The 17,094-nt window shown below is 34.8% G+C and carries 18 protein-coding genes; 16 read left to right on the forward strand and 2 right to left on the reverse strand.

What is annotated here, in order from left to right; genetic code table 11:
• The first annotated feature begins 231 nt into the window (after nucleotides 1-231).
• From GQR94_RS02785 to GQR94_RS02830, 10 genes are all read left to right on the forward strand, one after another.
• Nucleotides 232-1,125 (forward strand): AraC family transcriptional regulator, encoded by an 894-nt coding sequence (locus tag GQR94_RS02785; protein ID WP_158974057.1) that lies wholly within the window; start codon nucleotides 232-234, stop codon nucleotides 1,123-1,125.
• Nucleotides 1,126-1,189: 64 nt separating this feature from the next.
• On the forward strand, nucleotides 1,190-2,518 hold the full coding sequence (locus GQR94_RS02790) for an L-fuconate dehydratase (RefSeq protein WP_158974058.1): 1,329 nt from the start codon (nucleotides 1,190-1,192) through the stop codon (nucleotides 2,516-2,518).
• Nucleotides 2,518-3,294 carry an SDR family NAD(P)-dependent oxidoreductase gene (locus GQR94_RS02795; RefSeq protein WP_158974059.1) on the forward strand — a complete coding sequence of 259 codons (777 nt, stop codon included), beginning with the start codon at nucleotides 2,518-2,520 and terminating at the stop codon, nucleotides 3,292-3,294. Before GQR94_RS02790 ends, GQR94_RS02795 begins: the two co-directional genes overlap by 1 nt.
• Nucleotides 3,295-3,342: 48 nt before the next feature.
• Nucleotides 3,343-4,200, forward strand: a complete 858-nt coding sequence (locus GQR94_RS02800) for a fumarylacetoacetate hydrolase family protein (RefSeq protein WP_158974060.1) — start codon at nucleotides 3,343-3,345, stop codon at nucleotides 4,198-4,200.
• Nucleotides 4,200-5,027, forward strand: coding sequence for an amidohydrolase (locus GQR94_RS02805; protein ID WP_158974061.1), 828 nt, complete (start codon nucleotides 4,200-4,202; stop codon nucleotides 5,025-5,027). Before GQR94_RS02800 ends, GQR94_RS02805 begins: the two co-directional genes overlap by 1 nt.
• A 3-nt stretch (nucleotides 5,028-5,030) precedes the next feature.
• Complete coding sequence (locus tag GQR94_RS02810) at nucleotides 5,031-5,822, forward strand: SDR family oxidoreductase (protein WP_158974062.1); 792 nt, start codon at nucleotides 5,031-5,033, stop codon at nucleotides 5,820-5,822.
• A 48-nt stretch (nucleotides 5,823-5,870) separates the two neighbouring features.
• Nucleotides 5,871-7,202, forward strand: a complete 1,332-nt coding sequence (gene fucP / locus GQR94_RS02815; RefSeq protein WP_158974063.1) for an L-fucose:H+ symporter permease — start codon at nucleotides 5,871-5,873, stop codon at nucleotides 7,200-7,202.
• Between the two features lie 89 nt (nucleotides 7,203-7,291).
• Nucleotides 7,292-7,528, forward strand: a complete 237-nt coding sequence (locus GQR94_RS02820) for an L-rhamnose mutarotase (protein WP_370458270.1) — start codon at nucleotides 7,292-7,294, stop codon at nucleotides 7,526-7,528.
• Nucleotides 7,525-8,697 carry an alpha-hydroxy acid oxidase gene (locus tag GQR94_RS02825; RefSeq protein ID WP_158974064.1) on the forward strand — a complete coding sequence of 391 codons (1,173 nt, stop codon included), beginning with the start codon at nucleotides 7,525-7,527 and terminating at the stop codon, nucleotides 8,695-8,697. The genes GQR94_RS02820 and GQR94_RS02825 overlap by 4 nt, the downstream gene beginning before the upstream one ends.
• A 93-nt stretch (nucleotides 8,698-8,790) precedes the next feature.
• A complete protein-coding gene (locus tag GQR94_RS02830; protein ID WP_158974065.1) occupies nucleotides 8,791-10,122 on the forward strand; it encodes a sugar MFS transporter in 1,332 nt (443 codons plus the stop codon).
• Here GQR94_RS02830 and GQR94_RS02835 read toward each other — a convergent pair.
• Entirely contained in the window at nucleotides 10,119-10,820 is a 702-nt protein-coding gene (locus GQR94_RS02835) for an NUDIX domain-containing protein (RefSeq protein ID WP_158974066.1), read from the reverse strand. The two genes, GQR94_RS02830 and GQR94_RS02835, sit on opposite strands and share 4 nt — an antisense overlap.
• A 73-nt stretch (nucleotides 10,821-10,893) precedes the next feature.
• Here GQR94_RS02835 and galK point away from each other — a divergent pair, with 73 nt between their 5' ends.
• From galK to GQR94_RS02865, 6 genes are all read left to right on the forward strand, one after another.
• A complete protein-coding gene (gene galK, locus GQR94_RS02840; RefSeq protein ID WP_158974067.1) occupies nucleotides 10,894-12,024 on the forward strand; it encodes a galactokinase in 1,131 nt (376 codons plus the stop codon).
• 2 nt (nucleotides 12,025-12,026) lie between these two features.
• A complete protein-coding gene (locus GQR94_RS02845) occupies nucleotides 12,027-13,067 on the forward strand; it encodes a UDP-glucose--hexose-1-phosphate uridylyltransferase (RefSeq protein ID WP_158974068.1) in 1,041 nt (346 codons plus the stop codon).
• Between the two features lie 15 nt (nucleotides 13,068-13,082).
• On the forward strand, nucleotides 13,083-14,105 hold the full coding sequence (locus GQR94_RS02850; protein WP_158974069.1) for a LacI family DNA-binding transcriptional regulator: 1,023 nt from the start codon (nucleotides 13,083-13,085) through the stop codon (nucleotides 14,103-14,105).
• A 136-nt stretch (nucleotides 14,106-14,241) separates the two neighbouring features.
• A complete protein-coding gene (locus GQR94_RS02855) occupies nucleotides 14,242-14,799 on the forward strand; it encodes a YeeE/YedE family protein (RefSeq protein WP_158974070.1) in 558 nt (185 codons plus the stop codon).
• 1 nt (nucleotide 14,800) lies between these two features.
• Entirely contained in the window at nucleotides 14,801-15,214 is a 414-nt protein-coding gene (locus GQR94_RS02860; protein ID WP_158974071.1) for a DUF6691 family protein, read from the forward strand.
• Between the two features lie 56 nt (nucleotides 15,215-15,270).
• Nucleotides 15,271-16,323: a Gfo/Idh/MocA family oxidoreductase gene (locus GQR94_RS02865; protein ID WP_158974072.1), complete on the forward strand. Its 1,053-nt coding sequence runs from the start codon at nucleotides 15,271-15,273 to the stop codon at nucleotides 16,321-16,323.
• On the opposite strand, the gene GQR94_RS02870 is transcribed toward GQR94_RS02865, so the two are convergent.
• Nucleotides 16,320-17,087, reverse strand: a complete 768-nt coding sequence (locus tag GQR94_RS02870) for a family 16 glycosylhydrolase (protein WP_158974073.1) — start codon at nucleotides 17,085-17,087, stop codon at nucleotides 16,320-16,322. The genes GQR94_RS02865 and GQR94_RS02870 overlap by 4 nt on opposite strands.
• Nucleotides 17,088-17,094 lie beyond the last annotated feature (7 nt).

Genomic DNA, 17,094 nt, shown 5'->3' on the forward strand with positions numbered 1-17,094 from the left:
AAAGCTATAAATTATACCTCTATGCGCGATTTTATTTAAAAATTATGCTAAGAAAAGTCCGATTGAATTCAACAGATCCCCATAATTTAATAAAGACTACTTTTTGAATGATACCTTTTAAAAAACAGCCCTATCACCTTAATAATTTTTAATTGAAACCCTAAAATATATCAATTATTCATACTTTTAAAGTTTATTTGATACGAATTATTGAATTTAAGCGAACTATTTATGAAGCTTCATTTTTTAAACAGATCTAACAAAGAGCACAAATCACTTACCGTATCACATAGTATTTATGACAACTTTTTAAAGGTATGGCACTATCACGAAGAACTTGAACTTGTGTTTATTGAAAAAAGTTCGGGAATGCGTTTTGTGGGAGATAGTATCGAAAAATTTTACAGTGGTGATGTTGTTTTAATTGGAAAAAACCTGCCCCATATGTGGTTGAATGAAGACAAATATTTTCAAAACGATGCTACACTTAAAGCCGAAGCTATTTCTGTTCATTTTAAAAAAGATTTTCTAGGGGATAAATTTTTAAATGTCCCTGAAACGGAACAAATTGCCGACCTCTTACATCTTGCCGTTCGTGGAATTAAGTTTAATAATCTAAGTGAAAAATTAATCCAAAATCTAAAGTCACTAGCGAAATTAGATGATACAACCCAAATTATTTCGCTGCTAGAAATACTCAATCAATTATCAAAACACAACAACTACACGCTGTTATCCAGCAGTGGTTTCTTAAACAGTTTTCACAAAACAGAAAACAAACGATTGGATAAAATTTATGAATACGTTTTTCAAAATTTTAATACTCCTATGAGTTCAGGAGATGTTGCTGAGAATATAGGAATGAATAAATCTGCCTTTAGTCGCTTTTTTAAAAAAATACATCGCAAACCTTTCACAAAATATCTCAATGAGATACGAATAGGCTATGCATGTAAGTTACTTATAGAAAATAAAGAAAGTATCACATCCATAGCCTATTTATGTGGGTTCAATAATATCTCTAACTTCAATAGACAATTTAAACTTCTTAAAAACAGTTCTCCCTCTTCCTATCTAGAATTTTACAGCAAAAATAAAACAGAAGGCAAAAAAAGTATTGAATAAAGTGTTTTTTTAGGTGGTTTTCGCAACTCATGGCGCCTAATTTTGCTTCATAAGCAAAATTGAAATGGCTACACCTATACTTATTACGGACATAGAAACAAGAGATGTTCGTTTTCCCACAAGCAAATCATTAGATGGCTCTGACGCCATGAATCCTGATCCTGATTATTCAGCTGCCTATGTGATTTTAAAAACAAATCATCCAAAAGGTATCGAAGGTCATGGACTTACGTTTACGATTGGAAGAGGAAATGAATTGTGTGTTGCAGCAATTAATTCTATTGCTCCTTTAATAAAAGGTAAATCTTTAGAATCCTTTACCAAAAACATGGGAGAATTTTGGAAGATGATTACTGGCGACAGTCAATTAAGGTGGCTAGGTCCTGAAAAAGGAGTGATACATTTAGCCACAGGAGCAATTGTAAATGCTGTTTGGGATTTATATGCCAAAGTAGAGAAAAAACCCCTTTGGAAACTGCTAGCAGATATGAGTCCGGAAGAGTTAGTAAGCTGTATAGATTTCACCTATATCACTGATGCTATCACTCCTGAAGAAGCTTTAGCACTTCTTAAAAATAAATCTGACTCTAAACAAGAAAGAATAGCCCACCTAGAAGAAAATGGATACCCTGCCTACACTACATCGGCGGGATGGTTAGGGTATTCTGATGATAAAATGAGACGTTTATGCCGCGAAGCAAAAGCATCAGGTTTTAAACATATGAAAATTAAGGTAGGATCAGACCTTCAAGATGATATGCGCAGAGCTGCGATCATAAGAGAAGAAATTGGTGATGACCTTAAATTAATGATGGATGCCAATCAAAAATGGGATGTTAACGAAGCCATCACTAACATGGCGCAATTGAAAAAATTTAATCCTTGGTGGATTGAAGAACCTACTAGTCCAGATGATATTCTTGGTCATGCTACCATCGCAAAAGCCGTTGCTCCAATTTTGGTAGCTACTGGTGAACATTGTCAAAATAGAGTGATGTTTAAACAACTCATGCAGGCTGGTGCTATAGGTATTTGCCAAATAGATAGCTGCAGAGTTGGCGGGGTTAATGAGATATTGGCTATCTTGTTGATGGCAGCTAAATTTAAAATTCCAGTATGTCCACATGCTGGCGGTGTAGGGCTGTGTGAATATGTACAGCACCTATCAATGATTGATTACATTGCGATAAGTGGCAGTTTAGACGATAGAATTATTGAATATGTAGATCACTTACACGAACATTTTTACGATCCTGTAATCCTAAAAAATGGTGCTTATATGCCTCCTAAATTACCAGGCTATAGCATTACCATGAAAGAAGAATCTATAAAAGACTATAGTTTTCCTAATGGAAAAATTTGGTCTAATGAAACGACAAAAACAGCGCTTTAATGAAATTTAATTTAGATAAGAAGACGGCGATTATAACAGGTGGCGGAAGTGGTATTGGAAAAGCGATTGCTAAAACATTAGCAGAACAAGGTGCTTTTGTACATATATTAGAATTGCATATTGAAAATGCCCTGCTCACAAAAAAAGAGATTGAAGCTAGCGGAGGAAAAGCTGCGGTACATCAATGTAATGTAATACATCAAAAGGAAGTTATTGCGGTTATTGATGAAATAGCCAAAAATTCTTCAATTGATATTTTAATTAACAATGCAGGTATTGCCCATGTTGGTAATGTTGAAAATACTCCTGAGGAGGCATTTGATCGCGTTTACCAAGTGAATGTCAAAGGAGTATACAATTGTATTTATAGTACTATTCCTCATATGAAAAAAAATAAATCTGGTGTGATCATAAACATGGCATCTATAGCATCATCAGTAGGTATTTCAGATAGGTTTGCCTATTCTATGTCTAAAGGCGCTGCCTTAACCATGACTTATTCTATTGCAAAAGACTATGTTCAAGATGGCATTAGATGTAACTGTATTTCTCCTGCAAGAATCCATACTCCTTTTGTAGATGGATTTATAAACGAAAATTACCCAGACAATAAAGAAGAAATGTTTGAAAAGCTTTCACAAACACAACCAATTGGCAGAATGGGAATGCCTGAAGAGGTTGCCAATTTAGCATTATATTTATGTTCCGATGAAGCTTCTTTTGTAACGGGTACTAACTTTCCTATAGACGGTGGGTTTATAAAATTAAACGGATAATAATTTATTGTGTTTTATAGAAAAACACAATCATAAAAATTAAAAAAAATGAAACTTATAAGATTTGGTGAAGTAAATAATGAAAAGCCAGGAGTACAATTATCAAATGGAAACAAGATTGATGTTTCTGGTTTTGGCGAAGATTATACAGAGCAATTTTTTGGATCAGATGGAATAGCACGCTTAAAAAAATGGTTAAATGATAACGAAAGCAAATGTGCTTTAGTTACCAAAGAAACACGTTTAGGTTCTCCGCTCTGCCGGCCATCAAAAATTGTATGCGTAGGTTTAAATTACGCAAAGCATGCGGCAGAAAGCGGAATGCAAATTCCGAAAGAGCCTGTATTATTTTTTAAAGCTACATCTTCTATCATTGGTCCTAATGATACCGTTATCTTACCTAAAGGCAGCACAAAATCTGATTGGGAAGTAGAATTAGCAATTGTCATCGGAAAAAAAGCTTCTTATGTTTCTGAAGAAGATGCATTAGATTATGTTGCTGGATATGTATTACATAATGATATAAGCGAGCGTGCTTTTCAATTAGAAAGAGAAGGACAATGGGTTAAAGGGAAAAGTTGTGACACCTTTGCGCCATTAGGTCCTTTTATAGCTACAAAAGATGAAATTAAAGATCCTAATAATTTAAACCTATGGTTAAAATTGAATGGAGAAATGATGCAGAATAGTTCAACATCAGACTTTGTTTTTAATATTCAAGAAGTGGTGAGTTATATCAGTCAATTTATGACCTTACTTCCTGGTGATGTAATCTCTACAGGAACACCGTTTGGAGTTGGTTTAGGCTTAACACCACCTATGTATCTAAAAGAGGGCGATGTTATGGAATTAGGGATTGAAGGTTTAGGCATTTCTAAACAAAACGTAATTGATTACAAAGCGTAATGATCATTGATAGCCATCAACATTTCTGGGTATACGATGCAAAAAAGCATTCTTGGATAGACGATAAGATGTCTACTATCCGGAGAGATTTTTTGCCAAAAGATTTAAAAAAAATCTACCAAGAAAATAATATTGATGGCTGTATCGCTGTTCAAGCGGATCAAAGCAGAGAAGAAACGGAGTTTCTTTTGAAGTTATCCGATGAACATCAATTTATAAAAGGGGTTGTAGGTTGGGTAGATTTTAGCGCTGCTAATATAGAAGCACAACTAGAAGCTTATTCAAGTCTAAAAAAACTAAAAGGATTCAGGCATATTGTGCAAGCCGAATTGAATCCTAATTTTTTGTTACAGCCAGATTTCCTAAGAGGAATCGCTGCCTTAGAAAGGTATAATTACACGTATGATCTTTTAATTCTGCCACATCAACTTGGGGCCACATTAGAATTTATAAAGAAATTTCCTCATCAGAAATTTGTAATAGACCATATGGCTAAGCCCTATATTAAAGAGGGCTTTTTTGATGGATGGGCTGTATTAATCGAAGAAATTGCTAAACATGAAAATGTCTATTGCAAATTATCTGGAATGATTACCGAAGCAGATTATTCGACATGGTCTGCAGCACAGATTAAACCTTATATAGATGTAGTGTTCAATTCTTTTGGACCTGATCGCATACTTTTTGGGTCTGATTGGCCCGTATGCCTCGTTGCAGGAAACTTTGCTAAAGTAAAAAAACTAACCACAGATTTTATTGCAAAATGCAGCCCTACTGAACAACAGAAGATCATGGGTAGCAATGCAGTAAAATTTTACAATTTATAAGCTATGGATTTACATTTAAAAGATAAAGTTGTTGTTGTAACTGGTGCAGCAGGATTAAAAGGGAGTATTGGTGAAACGATTGTACAAGCTTTAGCAAATGAAGGGGCCATACCCGTAATTGTTTGTAGAAACGATAGAGGGTTTGGGTATGAGAAAGAATTACAAGACAAGGGGATTGATGCTTTGTTTGTAAAAACAGATTTAACAGATCCTTTGCAAGTAGCAGCAGCAGCAAAAAAAATAGGTGAAAAATATGGCCGTATAGATGCTTTAATTAATAACATTGGAGTGAATGACGGGGTTGGTTTAGATGCTAGTATTGATGATTTTATGTGGTCTTTAAAACTAAATTTAGTAAGCTTTTTTGCAATGACTAAATTTTGTCTTCCTTATATTAAAAAAGTACAAGGCACTATATTAAATATAGGATCTAAGGTTAGTCTTACAGGACAAGGAGCAACGTCTGGGTATGCCGCTTCTAAAGGTGGTGTTTTAGGCTTAACACGAGAATGGGCGGTAGATTTAATTAAAGATAATATCCGAGTGAACGCTATTATCATCGCAGAAAGTTGGACACCAGCTTATGATACTTGGATTAAAACTTTAGAAAACGGAGAAGAAAAATTAAAAGCTATCGTAGATAAGATTCCATTAGAAAATAGAATGACCGCCCCGCAAGAAATAGCAGATACCTGTCTATTTGTTATTTCTGATAAATCATCACATACTACTGGACAATTCATTACTGTAGACGGGGGCTACGTGCACTTAGACCGCTCCTTATTAACAAGTTAATAAACAAATAATTAAAGCTATTATTTTAAAAAAAACTCAACTTAAAAAATGAATAATATTGCTAACAAACCCAAAGTAGTAGCAAAGAAAGTACTAATACCTTTCATTTTAGTAACCTCTTTATTTGCCTTATGGGGATTTGCAAATGCGGTTACAGACCCCATGGTACAAGCTTTTAAAAAAGTACTTGAATTATCTAACTCACAAGCTGCATGGGTACAAATGGCTTTCTATGGCGGCTATTTCTGTATGGCATTACCTGCTGCAATGTTTATGAGAAAATACTCTTACAAAACTGGCATTTTAATAGGGCTAGGTTTATATGCTGGCGGCGCTTTACTATTTTATCCCGCCGCCATTACAGAACAATTTTGGTTCTTTTGTCTTGGACTTTATGTATTAACCTTTGGCTTAGCCTTTTTAGAAACTGCCGCTAATCCTTATATTTTAGCCATGGGCGATAAAAGAACAGCTACACAGCGGTTAAACTTAGCCCAAGCATTTAACCCCATAGGATTAATTGCTGGATTGTTTGTGGCACAACAATTTGTATTAAAAAATTTGCAATCAGATGATATTGCAGATTTTAGTGCTTTAGAAGAAGCTTCTAAAGTACTCATACGCACCTCTGATCTATTGGTGATACGAAACCCCTATGTAATTTTAGGCCTGGTATTACTAGGCATTTTTGTTCTTTTTCTAATGAACAAAATGCCTCAATCTAAAGATGAAGGTGCAATGCCTAGCATTGGAAAAACGTTTAGCACCCTTCTAAAAAACAAAAAATATGCTTTAGGTGTCTTAGCGCAAATAGTATATGTAGGCGCACAAATTATGTGCTGGACCTATATCTACCAGTATGCAGAAGCCATACAAATAAGTGCTGTTACAGCTGGTTATTATCAAATGGCAGCCTTTATTTTATTTACCGTTGGTAGAGCTATAGGAACCTATTTATTACGATTTACGAGTGCTGGAAAATTACTCATGCTTTTTTCACTTTTTGCAATTGCTTGTGCTGCAGGCGTTATGTTTATTGAAGGTGTTTTAGGATTATATTTTCTAGTAGCGATATCTTTTTTTATGTCTTTAATGTTCCCAACAATCTACGGCATAGCGCTAGAAGACTTAACCGAAGAACAATCCAAAGTTGGCTCTGCCGGTTTAATAATGGCCATCGTAGGTGGTGCTTTAATGCCTAAAGCACAAGGAATGATTATTGATTATGGAGGTAATGGTGTCGCTGATTTACGAATATTGGGCGCATCAGAAGTTAATTTTTCTTTTATCTTACCATTACTGTGCTTTATATACATTGCTTGGTACGGGCGCCATATTTTTAAACATCATGAAGTTAAAACAGTAACGACAAGCTTATGAAACGATATTGCTTAGCACTAGATTTAATTAATGATGCTTCATTAATAGCAGAATACAAAGCGTATCATGCCAAAGTATGTCCATAAATAATGGAGAGTATTAAAACATCTGGAATTCAGCATGTAGCTATTTATAGTGTGGAAGACAGACTCTTTATGATCACGGACACAAGTGCTGAATTCTCTTTTGAATCTAAAAATAAGGCCGACCTAGCCAATCCGAAAGTTCAAGAATGGGAAAAGTTGATGTGGAACTATCAACAAGCACTTCCCAATTCTAAAAAAGGTGAAAAGTGGAGATTAATGGAACAAATTTTTGAATTATGAGCGAGCAAAAAAAAAAAGAAATCAAAATAAATACAGCTTACCCTTCGGTAAGTGACTTAAGAACAAAAGCTCAAAAAAAAATTCCAAAATTTGCTTTTGAATATTTGGATGGCGGCTGTAATGAAGATGTAAATCTCCACAAAAACACGTCTGAGATCCGAAAAGTAGAATTATTACCTTCTTACCTAAGTAAGCACAGCGGCTCTTCCATGAAGACCAAGCTCTTTGGTAGAACTTACGATGCACCTTTTGGGATAGCACCAGTTGGCTTACAAGGATTAATGTGGCCAAATGCGCCAGAAATTTTGGCAAAGGCTGCTTTTGAACACAATGTTCCTTTTGTATTAAGTACGGTCTCTACGAGTAGTATAGAAAGAATTGCTGAGATTACAGAAGGTAATGCTTGGTTTCAACTATACCATCCTACCGAAAATAGATTGAGAGATGATTTAATAAAAAGGGCTGCAGAAGCGGAATGCCCTGTTCTTGTTATTCTTTGTGATGTTCCTACTTTTGGTTTTAGACCAAGAGACATTAGAAACGGTTTGGCAATGCCTCCAAAAATGACCCTAAAAAACATTCTGCAAGTTTTAGGCAAACCACATTGGGCTTTAGAAACTTTAAAACATGGACAACCAAATTTTGAAACTTTAAAACCATACATGCCTAAAAACCTAGATTTAAAACAACTAGGCAAATTTATGGACCAAACATTTTCTGGTCGGTTAAATGAAGAGAAAATTAAACCCATTAGAGATATGTGGCCGGGAAAACTAGTCCTTAAAGGCGTCGCTAATGAAACTGATGCAGAAAAAGCGATCCAATTAGGTGTAGACGGTTTAATTGTCTCTAACCATGGCGGGAGACAGCTAGATGCGGGGGAATCTACCATAAAACCATTATCTAGAATAGCAGAAAAATATGGCGACCAAATAACTGTGATGATGGATAGTGGGATACGCTCTGGTCCTGACATTGCAAGGTCTATGGCTTCTGGTGCTGCGTTTACTTTTATGGGGCGTTCATTTATGTACGGTGTGGCAGCCCTAGGGAAACAAGGTGGTGACCATACCATCTCTTTATTAAAAACAGAACTACAACAAGTAATGGAGCAAATTTGCTGTGAAGATGTAATGGATTTTAAAAAACATCTTATTAAAAAATATTAAGCAATCAATAGCAATTGAAAAAACAAAGACAATTCTAGGTTTATTTTGTAGCTTTACTAACTACCAAAAGCAAATACAAAATTAACCTAAAGCATGACCAACAAACTAACTGAATCAAATTCTTCAAAAAACAAAACCATAATCCCTATTGCTATTATTGCTGGATTATTTTTCATTTTTGGGTTTGTTACCTGGATCAATGGAGCTTTAATTCCATTTATGAAAACCATAAATGAATTAACAGATGCACAATCTTATTTAGTTGCTTCTGCATCCTATATCTCATTTGTTGTTATGGCATTGCCTGCATCTTATATTTTAAAAAAGATTGGCTATAAAAAAGGAATGTCACTTGGACTAATAATTATGGCTGTGGGTGCTTTGGTCTTTATTCCTGCAGCAGAAGCAAGAACTTATTGGATATTTTTGACTGGAATATTTATTCAAGGTACTGGGATGACCCTTTTACAAACAGCCTCTAACCCTTATATCACCATCTTAGGACCGATAGATAGCGCTGCAAAACGAATTGCAATCATGGGCATTGCAAATAAAGTAGCTGGAGGATTAGGTTCTGTTATTTTTGGAGCTATTTTATTATCTGGAATAGGCGATATTAAAGAGCAACTAACAACTGTTGATGCTTCTGAAAAAATAACACTATTAAACACAATGGCCGATAGTGTGGTTATGCCTTATATTGTTATGGCAGTAGTCCTTTTTATTTTAGGATTATTAATTTTAAAAGCACCATTGCCCAATGTTACCGCGCAACCGCTACAAGAAGCGAAAGCAGGTATTAAAACAAAAACCAGTATATTTCAATTTCCACATTTATGGTTAGGCGTATTTGCCTTATTCTTATATGTAGGGGTAGAAGTAATTGCCGGTGACACTATTATTTCTTATGGTATTTCACTAAACATTCCTGTGGAAAGTTCTAAATATTTCACCTTATATACTTTAATGGCTATGGTAGCTACCTATGCCTTAGGCGTATTTTTAATTCCTAAAATAATAAGTCAAGCTTTTGCATTAAGAGCTAGTGCTTTATTAGGAATTCTATTATCGCTATGTATTGTATTCACTTCTGGGTTTACCTCCGTACTTTTTGTAGCTGCTTTAGGAATTGCAAATGCTTTAGTTTGGCCTGCCATCTGGCCTTTGGCATTAACAGGTTTAGGAAAATTTACAGAACGAGGTTCCGCTTTATTAATTATGGCTATCTCAGGAGGTGCAATTTTACCTTTACTTTATGGAGCTTTGGTTGATCTAAAAAAACAAGAATATCTAACGACCGCCGCATCGGAAGCCTCTGCTATGGCGCAAGCCGCCACATTTGGTTATTGGGTATTGGTACCGTGTTACTTATTTATCCTCTATTATGCTTTCTGGGGTCATAAAACAGGATTGGGAAAAAATTAAATCTTGAATAGCGAGAAGCTAAACCCTTTATTCTTTAGTTTTCTATATTTTGCATAATCAAACTCATAGAGAAAAGCTCCTTTCTTAGAGCCAGATTTATCTTTCTCTTCTAATTGAATAAGCATATCAAGAGATAAAAGTTTCTTTCTAAAATTTCGCGTGTCCATCTTTTTCTGAAAAATTTCTTCGTACAATTTTTGAAGCTGCGGAATGGTGAACTTCTTAGGAAGCAATTCTAATCCGATAGGATAAAATTGAGCCGCGTTTCTTAATCGGTATAAAGCATCAGCTACCATTTGATTATGGTCTAAAACTAAATCTGGCAATTTTGAAACTTCAAACCATTTGGCTCCATATTTAGCAGCTAAATTGGTGTTTTTTTCTGTTAGTCTTATTAACGCATATTGCCCTATAGAAATACAGCGCGCCCCTGGATCTCTTTCTACATCGGAATATGTTTTTAATTCTTCCATAAAAATATCATCCAATCCTGTAAATTCCTGCAATACCCTTTTACCAGCAGCTTCCGCAGATTCATTGGCTAAAACAAAACTACCTATCAATGACCACTGCCCTTTCAAAGGCTCTAATTGCCTATTAAAGACTAATAATTTTAGTTCCCCATCATTAAAACCAAAAATTATACAATCTACCGCTACATATAATTTAGACGCTAAAGCGTATCTACTCTCTTCCAAACGAATTCTTTTTAATCAAATATAATAAATGTAATAATTACATTTATTATATTTGTACTTCTAATTATGACTTATGAGCTCTTTTATCAATTTTACTCCGGACTTAGTTGTTGAATCACCAGGACGCATCAACTTAATTGGCGAACATACCGATTATAACCTTGGCTATGTATTACCAACAGCAATTGATAAAAAAATCACGCTGAAATTACGAAAAAATAACAGCTCTGATTGCAATGTGTACAGTTTAGATAACGAAAAATCGATTACATTTTCATTAGACAAAATTAAACCGAGCAAACAAAGTTGGGAAAATTACATTTTAGGCGTCTTGCATGAAATACAATTACTCACAGATAAACTTGCCGGTTTTGATTGTGTTTTGAACAGTACGTTGCCCATTGGTTCTGGTTTAAGCTCTTCTGCTGCTTTAGAATGTGGACTAGCTTTTGGACTCAATGAATTGTTTGATTTAGGACTCTCAAAAACTCAAATTGTAAATTTATCGCGTGCTGCAGAGCATAACTATGTAGGTACTAAATGCGGAATTATGGACCAATATGCTTCTGTAATGAGTAAGTCTGGATACGTCATTAAATTAGATTGTAGAAGCTTAGCATCAGAATACATACCGCTAAACCTTGGAGACCATAAGTTACTTTTATTAAATACGAATATCTCCCATAGTTTGGCAGATAGTGAATACAATACGAGATTACAAGAATGTCTTACAGGTGTTAACGCTGTTAAGGGATTATATCCTTACGTGGCATCTTTAAGAGATGTAGATCATAAAATGTTAACCGCTGTAAAAGAAACGATAACTGCTACTATTTTTAATAGATGTAACTACATTATAGAAGAAAATGACCGTGTTTTAAAAGCTTCAGAAGCACTTACAAAAGGAGACCTAACTTCTTTTGGGTTGTTGATGTACGGTTCTCATGAAGGGCTTCAGCACAAATACGAAGTAAGTTGTCCTGAATTAGATTTTATGGTTGAATATTCTCGTACTAAAGATTTTATTCTTGGTGCTAGAATGATGGGAGGTGGTTTTGGTGGTTGTACCATCAATTTGATCCATAAAGATGCCATTGAAGACTACATCACAGAAATTGCTAGCGCTTACAAATCAAAATTTAATATTGAATTAGACGCATATATTGCCATGCCAGATCATGGAACTATGCTTAAAACATTATAATTATGGATACAGTTTTTAACGAAAACCCACATAGAAGATACAATATACTAACCGGAGAATGGGTATTAGTTTCTCCACACAGAACAAAACGACCGTGGCAAGGGAAAGTTGAGAAACCTTTTATTCCTTTAACTGAAACCTATGACAAAAGTTGTTACCTCTGCCCTACCAACACAAGAATGGGTGGGGGTCAAAATCCTGATTATACTACGGCATATTCTTTCGTAAACGATTTTTCAGCTTTATTATCAGACACTCCGTCTGGTACGGTAGATGATAATTTATTACAAGCTAAATCTGAAAAAGGATTATGTAAAGTGGTTTGCTTTTCACCCAACCATTCTTTGACCTTACCTTTAATGAAAGAAGCTGACATTGAAGCCGTAATTAGCCTCTGGCAAAAAGAATACAAAGAACTTGGCGATTTACCCTATGTAAATCACGTTCAGATATTTGAAAACAAAGGAGATACCATGGGCTGTAGCAATCCACATCCACATGGACAAATATGGGCGCAAGAGTCAATTCCGCAAGAAATTGCGAAAAAAGCAAAAAAATTAGGTGATTATTGGAGCAAAAATAAAAAAAGTTTACTTTTATCGTATATTGAGCAAGAATTAAAACTTAAAGAGCGTATTGTAATTGAAAATGAGCACTTCGTAGCTTTAGTTCCATTTTGGGCAATTTGGCCTTATGAAACTATGATCGTTCCAAAAAGACATCTTCAAGATATCACTTTAATGAGTGCTGCTGAAAAAACGGACTTTGCTAAAACTATTAAAGAACTCACCATTAAATACGACAATCTTTTTAGTACAAGTTTTCCTTATTCTGCAGGCATACATCAAGCACCAACAGATCAAAAAAATAACGATGAATGGCATTTTCATATGTCATTTTACCCGCCATTATTAAGGTCTGCCACCGTGAAAAAATTTATGGTTGGGTATGAAATGTTTGCTGATGCTCAAAGAGACATTACCGCTGAGCAAGCGGCTCAAAGTTTAAGAGAATTAGGCAATGTACATTACAGCAAACTATAAACAATTACATATGATATGAGTAAAAAAATAACCCTAAAAGAATTAGCACTCATATCTGAATTTTCTGTATCTACTATTTCTAAAGCATTATCTGATAATCGAGAAATTAGTACAGAAACAAAGAAGAAAATAAAAGCACTTGCTAAGCAATATCATTACCGCCCAAACGCAACGGCAAGAAGCCTTAAGTCTAAAAAAACAAAAACTATTGGTGTTATCATCCCTAATATTCTAGCCCATTATTTTGCTAAGGTATTACTAGGGATAGAAAAAGAAGTATCTAAAAAAGAATACAGCATCATTACGTGTATCTCTGATGAATCTTATGAAAAGGAGACCAAAAGTATAGAATTATTTAATTCTGGATGCGTAGATGGCTTTCTTATTTCTTTATCAAAAGAAACACAATCTAATAATTTCTACGATGAAATAAACGGTGCGATTGACCAAGGACTACCTGTTGTTATGTTTGATAGAACTTCGGATAAAGTTAATTGCGATAAAGTAACTATCAACGATTTTGAATCTGCTTATGATGCCACACAATTACTAATAACATCAGATCATAAAAAAATTATTTTTGTTTCTCCTATCGCAGGAACTAATGTAGGCAACGAAAGGGAGAAAGGCTATAGACAGGCGATTGCTGATTCCTTTCAAGGAAAAATTGCACCCAAGGTTTTAAATTTCACGGACTATCCTGAATTTACCACAACACTAAACCAGTATTTAGAAACAAATATTATTGATGGTATCGTAGCCGCAGATGAATTGTCTGCGATTTACGCTATGAATCTTGCTATTTCTAAAGGCTATAAGGTTCCTGAAAATTTAGCTGTGATCGGTTTTACAGATGGGATTCTTTCCAATAATAGTAATCCGCCTTTAAGCGTTGTAGATCAACATGAAACAGAATTAGGTAAAATTGCAGCAGCCACATTAATTCAGCGTATTGAATCTAATGAAACTACAGCGCCCCAAACCATTGTATTACCCTCTGAATTAATTCTGAGAAAATCTACCCATTTTAAAGGTTAATTCTTCCGTTTTAATGGTGTAAAAATTAGTTTGTAATAATTTCCTTCTACTTAAACACGCAATCGTTAAAAATTACCGAATGTTCTAAAATAAGAAATCATTTTAAGTACTTTTGCCAGTTGAAAACAACACAAAAATGAATTTTATATTAGATCCTTGGCCATGGTATGTATCTGGGCCACTTATAGCCGTGACTATGATTTCCCTAATCCTCTTCGGAAAAACTTTTGGGATGTCATCTAACCTAAGAACACTATGTACTATTGGTGGTGCAGGGAAATATGCTGATTTTTTTAAATTTGATTGGAAAACTCAAAAATGGAATTTAACGGTCGTTTTAGGAACGATAACCGGTGGGTTTATTGCCTCTCACCTTCTTTCTAATGGCAGTACCATGGCGCTAAGTGAAGCTACTGTAACTGACTTGCATTCATTAGGATTCAACCATGTAGGTGAATCACTGCTACCACCAGAATTATTTGACCTTCAAAATATTTTTAATTTAAAAACTTTATCCATCTTAATTATCTCAGGATTTCTTGTGGGCTTTGGAACACGTTATGCTGGCGGATGCACCTCTGGTCATGCCATAACAGGCCTAAGCAATTTACAACTCCCCTCTTTAGTAGCCGTCATTGGTTTTTTTATCGGAGGTTTATTTATGATTTATGTACTATTCCCATTAATTTTTTAATATGAAATTTTTAAAATTCTTATTCGTTGGTATTTTTTTCGGAATAGTTTTAGTGAAATCTGAAGCTGTTTCTTGGTACAGAATCTTTGAAATGTTTAAATTTCAATCTTTTCACATGTACGGAATTATTGGTTCTGCTGTATTGATTGGTATTATCGCTTTACAAATCATCAAGAAGTATAATATAAAAAGTATCGATGGTGCACCCATTAATGTTCCTCAAAAAGACAAAAACTATAAAGCGAATAGTATTGGTGGTGTTATTTTTGGATTAGGATGGGCATTAGGAGGCGCTTGTCCTGGGCCTATGTATATGCTTTTGGGTACCGGTGTTTTTACTATGATCATCGTTATCCTGTCTGCAATGTTAGGTACTTTTGTATATGGGCTACTAAAAAACAAACTACCCCAGTAAATAGCACACTTTTTAAAGAAAAAAATATATTTTAGGTAATTCATAATTTTTTTGAAATGCAACCAATTACAACTGCACTATGTTCTTTTGGAATGAGTGGCCGTGTTTTCCACGCCCCATTTATAGCGGTAAACCCAAAATTTACCTTGTACGGTGTCTTAGAAAGAACTAAAAACTTAGCGCAAGAGAAATACCCCCATATAAAAACGTTTAGGACTCTAGAAGAACTACTCGATGATGATGCCATAGAATTAGTAGTGGTAAATACGCCTAACATCACCCATTATGATTTTGCTAAAAAAGTAATTTTCGCTGGCAAAAATGTAATTATTGAAAAACCTTTTACTGCCACTGTTACAGAAGCAGAAGAATTAATAGCACTAGCGGAAGAAAAAAATGTTATGATTTCTGTCTATCACAACAGGAGGTATGATAGTGATTTTCTAAGTTTAAAAGAAGTATTAGATAGTGGCGTACTCGGGACTATTGTAGAAGCAGAATTTCATTACGACAGGTTTAAGCCTGAGTTAAGTGAAAAAGCACATAAAGAAATCTCAACTGGCGCTGTTGGAAGTTTGTACGATTTAGGATCACATCTTATAGACCAAGCCATACAATTATTTGGCATTCCAAATGCTATTTTTGCAGATATCGATGCGTATAGACCAGAGTCAAAAGTAGCAGATTATTTTGACTTAAAATTATTCTACCCTTCGCACAGGGTTATTCTTAAATCTAGTTATTATATACGCGAACCGCTACCTGGAAATATCTTACATGGTACAAAAGGTTCTTTTATAAAAACGAAAGCTGACGTACAAGAGAAAGACCTCCAAGCGGGTAAAGTCCCAAATTCAGCCAACTGGGGAATAGAACCTGAATCTGAACAAGGACTTTTACACACCGAAAAATGCGGAAAACTAATAAAAGAAAAAGTCGCCTCATCAAATGGGGACTACATGGTGTATTACGATGCAATCTATGATGCAATTAGCGCTCATAAACCTGTTCCTGTAAGCGCAACCGAAGGTATGGAAGTGATTCGCGTGATTGAAGCGGCACTCAAAAGTAATCAAGCAAAAAAAGTTGTTTCCTTAGGTAGCAATTAGTGTTCATACACTTTAATATAATCGATAATAAATTTCTGAGGGAAGATGCTATCATCAATAGTATCTCCTCCCAAATTACCACCAACCGCGGTATTTAATATGATAAAAAATGGTTGATTAAAAGGCCAATTTTTTTTTGTTTTATGATCTGGTTTGTATTCAAACATTTTAACATCATCAACAAAAAAAATTATTTTATCAGGAGACCAATGTACAGCGTATATATGAAAACCATCTTCAATTCCATTGATTGTAGTAGTTTTAGTATACGCGTTTTCTCCATATTGCTCATCAAAATGTAGTGTTGTGAATATGGTATTTGGTTTTCTACCAATATACTCAAGTATATCTATCTCTCCACACAAAGGCCAGCCTACTTCAGAAATGTTTGAGCCTAACATCCAAAATGCTGGCCACAAACCTTTAGCTAAAGGCAACTTCGCCCTTGCTTCTATTCTTCCGTATTTAAATTCTTTGTTTCCCTTTGTGGTAATTCGCGTAGAAGTATATGTGCTATCTACTTTTTTTATATTGATATGTAGAAAACCATCTTTTACCTGATGGTTTTTACGTGTGTAGATTTGTTTTTCATTATTTCCCCATCCACATAATTCCGGACAGCCATCACCTAATTCATAGTTCCAAACAGATTCATTTAAGGTGTTGCCATTAAAATTCTCTTCCCAAACAAGTCCTTTCTTATTTGCACAACTAAGCCCTGACATTAAAATAAATATCAGGGCTATTTTAGTATATACACTCATGTATAAT

Origin of the sequence: Cellulophaga sp. L1A9, from assembly GCF_009797025.1 — a bacterium.
Taxonomy (GTDB): Bacteria; Bacteroidota; Bacteroidia; order Flavobacteriales; family Flavobacteriaceae; genus Cellulophaga.

Excerpts from the sequence above, each read along its gene's own strand:
- GQR94_RS02850 (WP_158974069.1), top strand. The coding sequence starts at position 13,083 with ATGAGTAAAAAAATAACCCTAAAAGAATTAGCACTCATATCTGAATTT.
- GQR94_RS02830 (WP_158974065.1), top strand. The coding sequence starts at position 8,791 with ATGACCAACAAACTAACTGAATCAAATTCTTCAAAAAACAAAACCATA.
- GQR94_RS02795 (WP_158974059.1), top strand. The coding sequence starts at position 2,518 with ATGAAATTTAATTTAGATAAGAAGACGGCGATTATAACAGGTGGCGGA.
- GQR94_RS02825 (WP_158974064.1), top strand. The coding sequence starts at position 7,525 with ATGAGCGAGCAAAAAAAAAAAGAAATCAAAATAAATACAGCTTACCCT.
- GQR94_RS02870 (WP_158974073.1), bottom strand. The coding sequence starts at position 17,087 with ATGAGTGTATATACTAAAATAGCCCTGATATTTATTTTAATGTCAGGG.
- GQR94_RS02820 (WP_370458270.1), top strand. The coding sequence starts at position 7,292 with ATGGAGAGTATTAAAACATCTGGAATTCAGCATGTAGCTATTTATAGT.
- GQR94_RS02800 (WP_158974060.1), top strand. The coding sequence starts at position 3,343 with ATGAAACTTATAAGATTTGGTGAAGTAAATAATGAAAAGCCAGGAGTA.
- GQR94_RS02810 (WP_158974062.1), top strand. The coding sequence starts at position 5,031 with ATGGATTTACATTTAAAAGATAAAGTTGTTGTTGTAACTGGTGCAGCA.
- GQR94_RS02790 (WP_158974058.1), top strand. The coding sequence starts at position 1,190 with ATGGCTACACCTATACTTATTACGGACATAGAAACAAGAGATGTTCGT.
- GQR94_RS02785 (WP_158974057.1), top strand. The coding sequence starts at position 232 with ATGAAGCTTCATTTTTTAAACAGATCTAACAAAGAGCACAAATCACTT.
- fucP (WP_158974063.1), top strand. The coding sequence starts at position 5,871 with ATGAATAATATTGCTAACAAACCCAAAGTAGTAGCAAAGAAAGTACTA.
- GQR94_RS02805 (WP_158974061.1), top strand. The coding sequence starts at position 4,200 with ATGATCATTGATAGCCATCAACATTTCTGGGTATACGATGCAAAAAAG.
- galK (WP_158974067.1), top strand. The coding sequence starts at position 10,894 with ATGAGCTCTTTTATCAATTTTACTCCGGACTTAGTTGTTGAATCACCA.
- GQR94_RS02855 (WP_158974070.1), top strand. The coding sequence starts at position 14,242 with ATGAATTTTATATTAGATCCTTGGCCATGGTATGTATCTGGGCCACTT.
- GQR94_RS02860 (WP_158974071.1), top strand. The coding sequence starts at position 14,801 with ATGAAATTTTTAAAATTCTTATTCGTTGGTATTTTTTTCGGAATAGTT.
- GQR94_RS02845 (WP_158974068.1), top strand. The coding sequence starts at position 12,027 with ATGGATACAGTTTTTAACGAAAACCCACATAGAAGATACAATATACTA.
- GQR94_RS02865 (WP_158974072.1), top strand. The coding sequence starts at position 15,271 with ATGCAACCAATTACAACTGCACTATGTTCTTTTGGAATGAGTGGCCGT.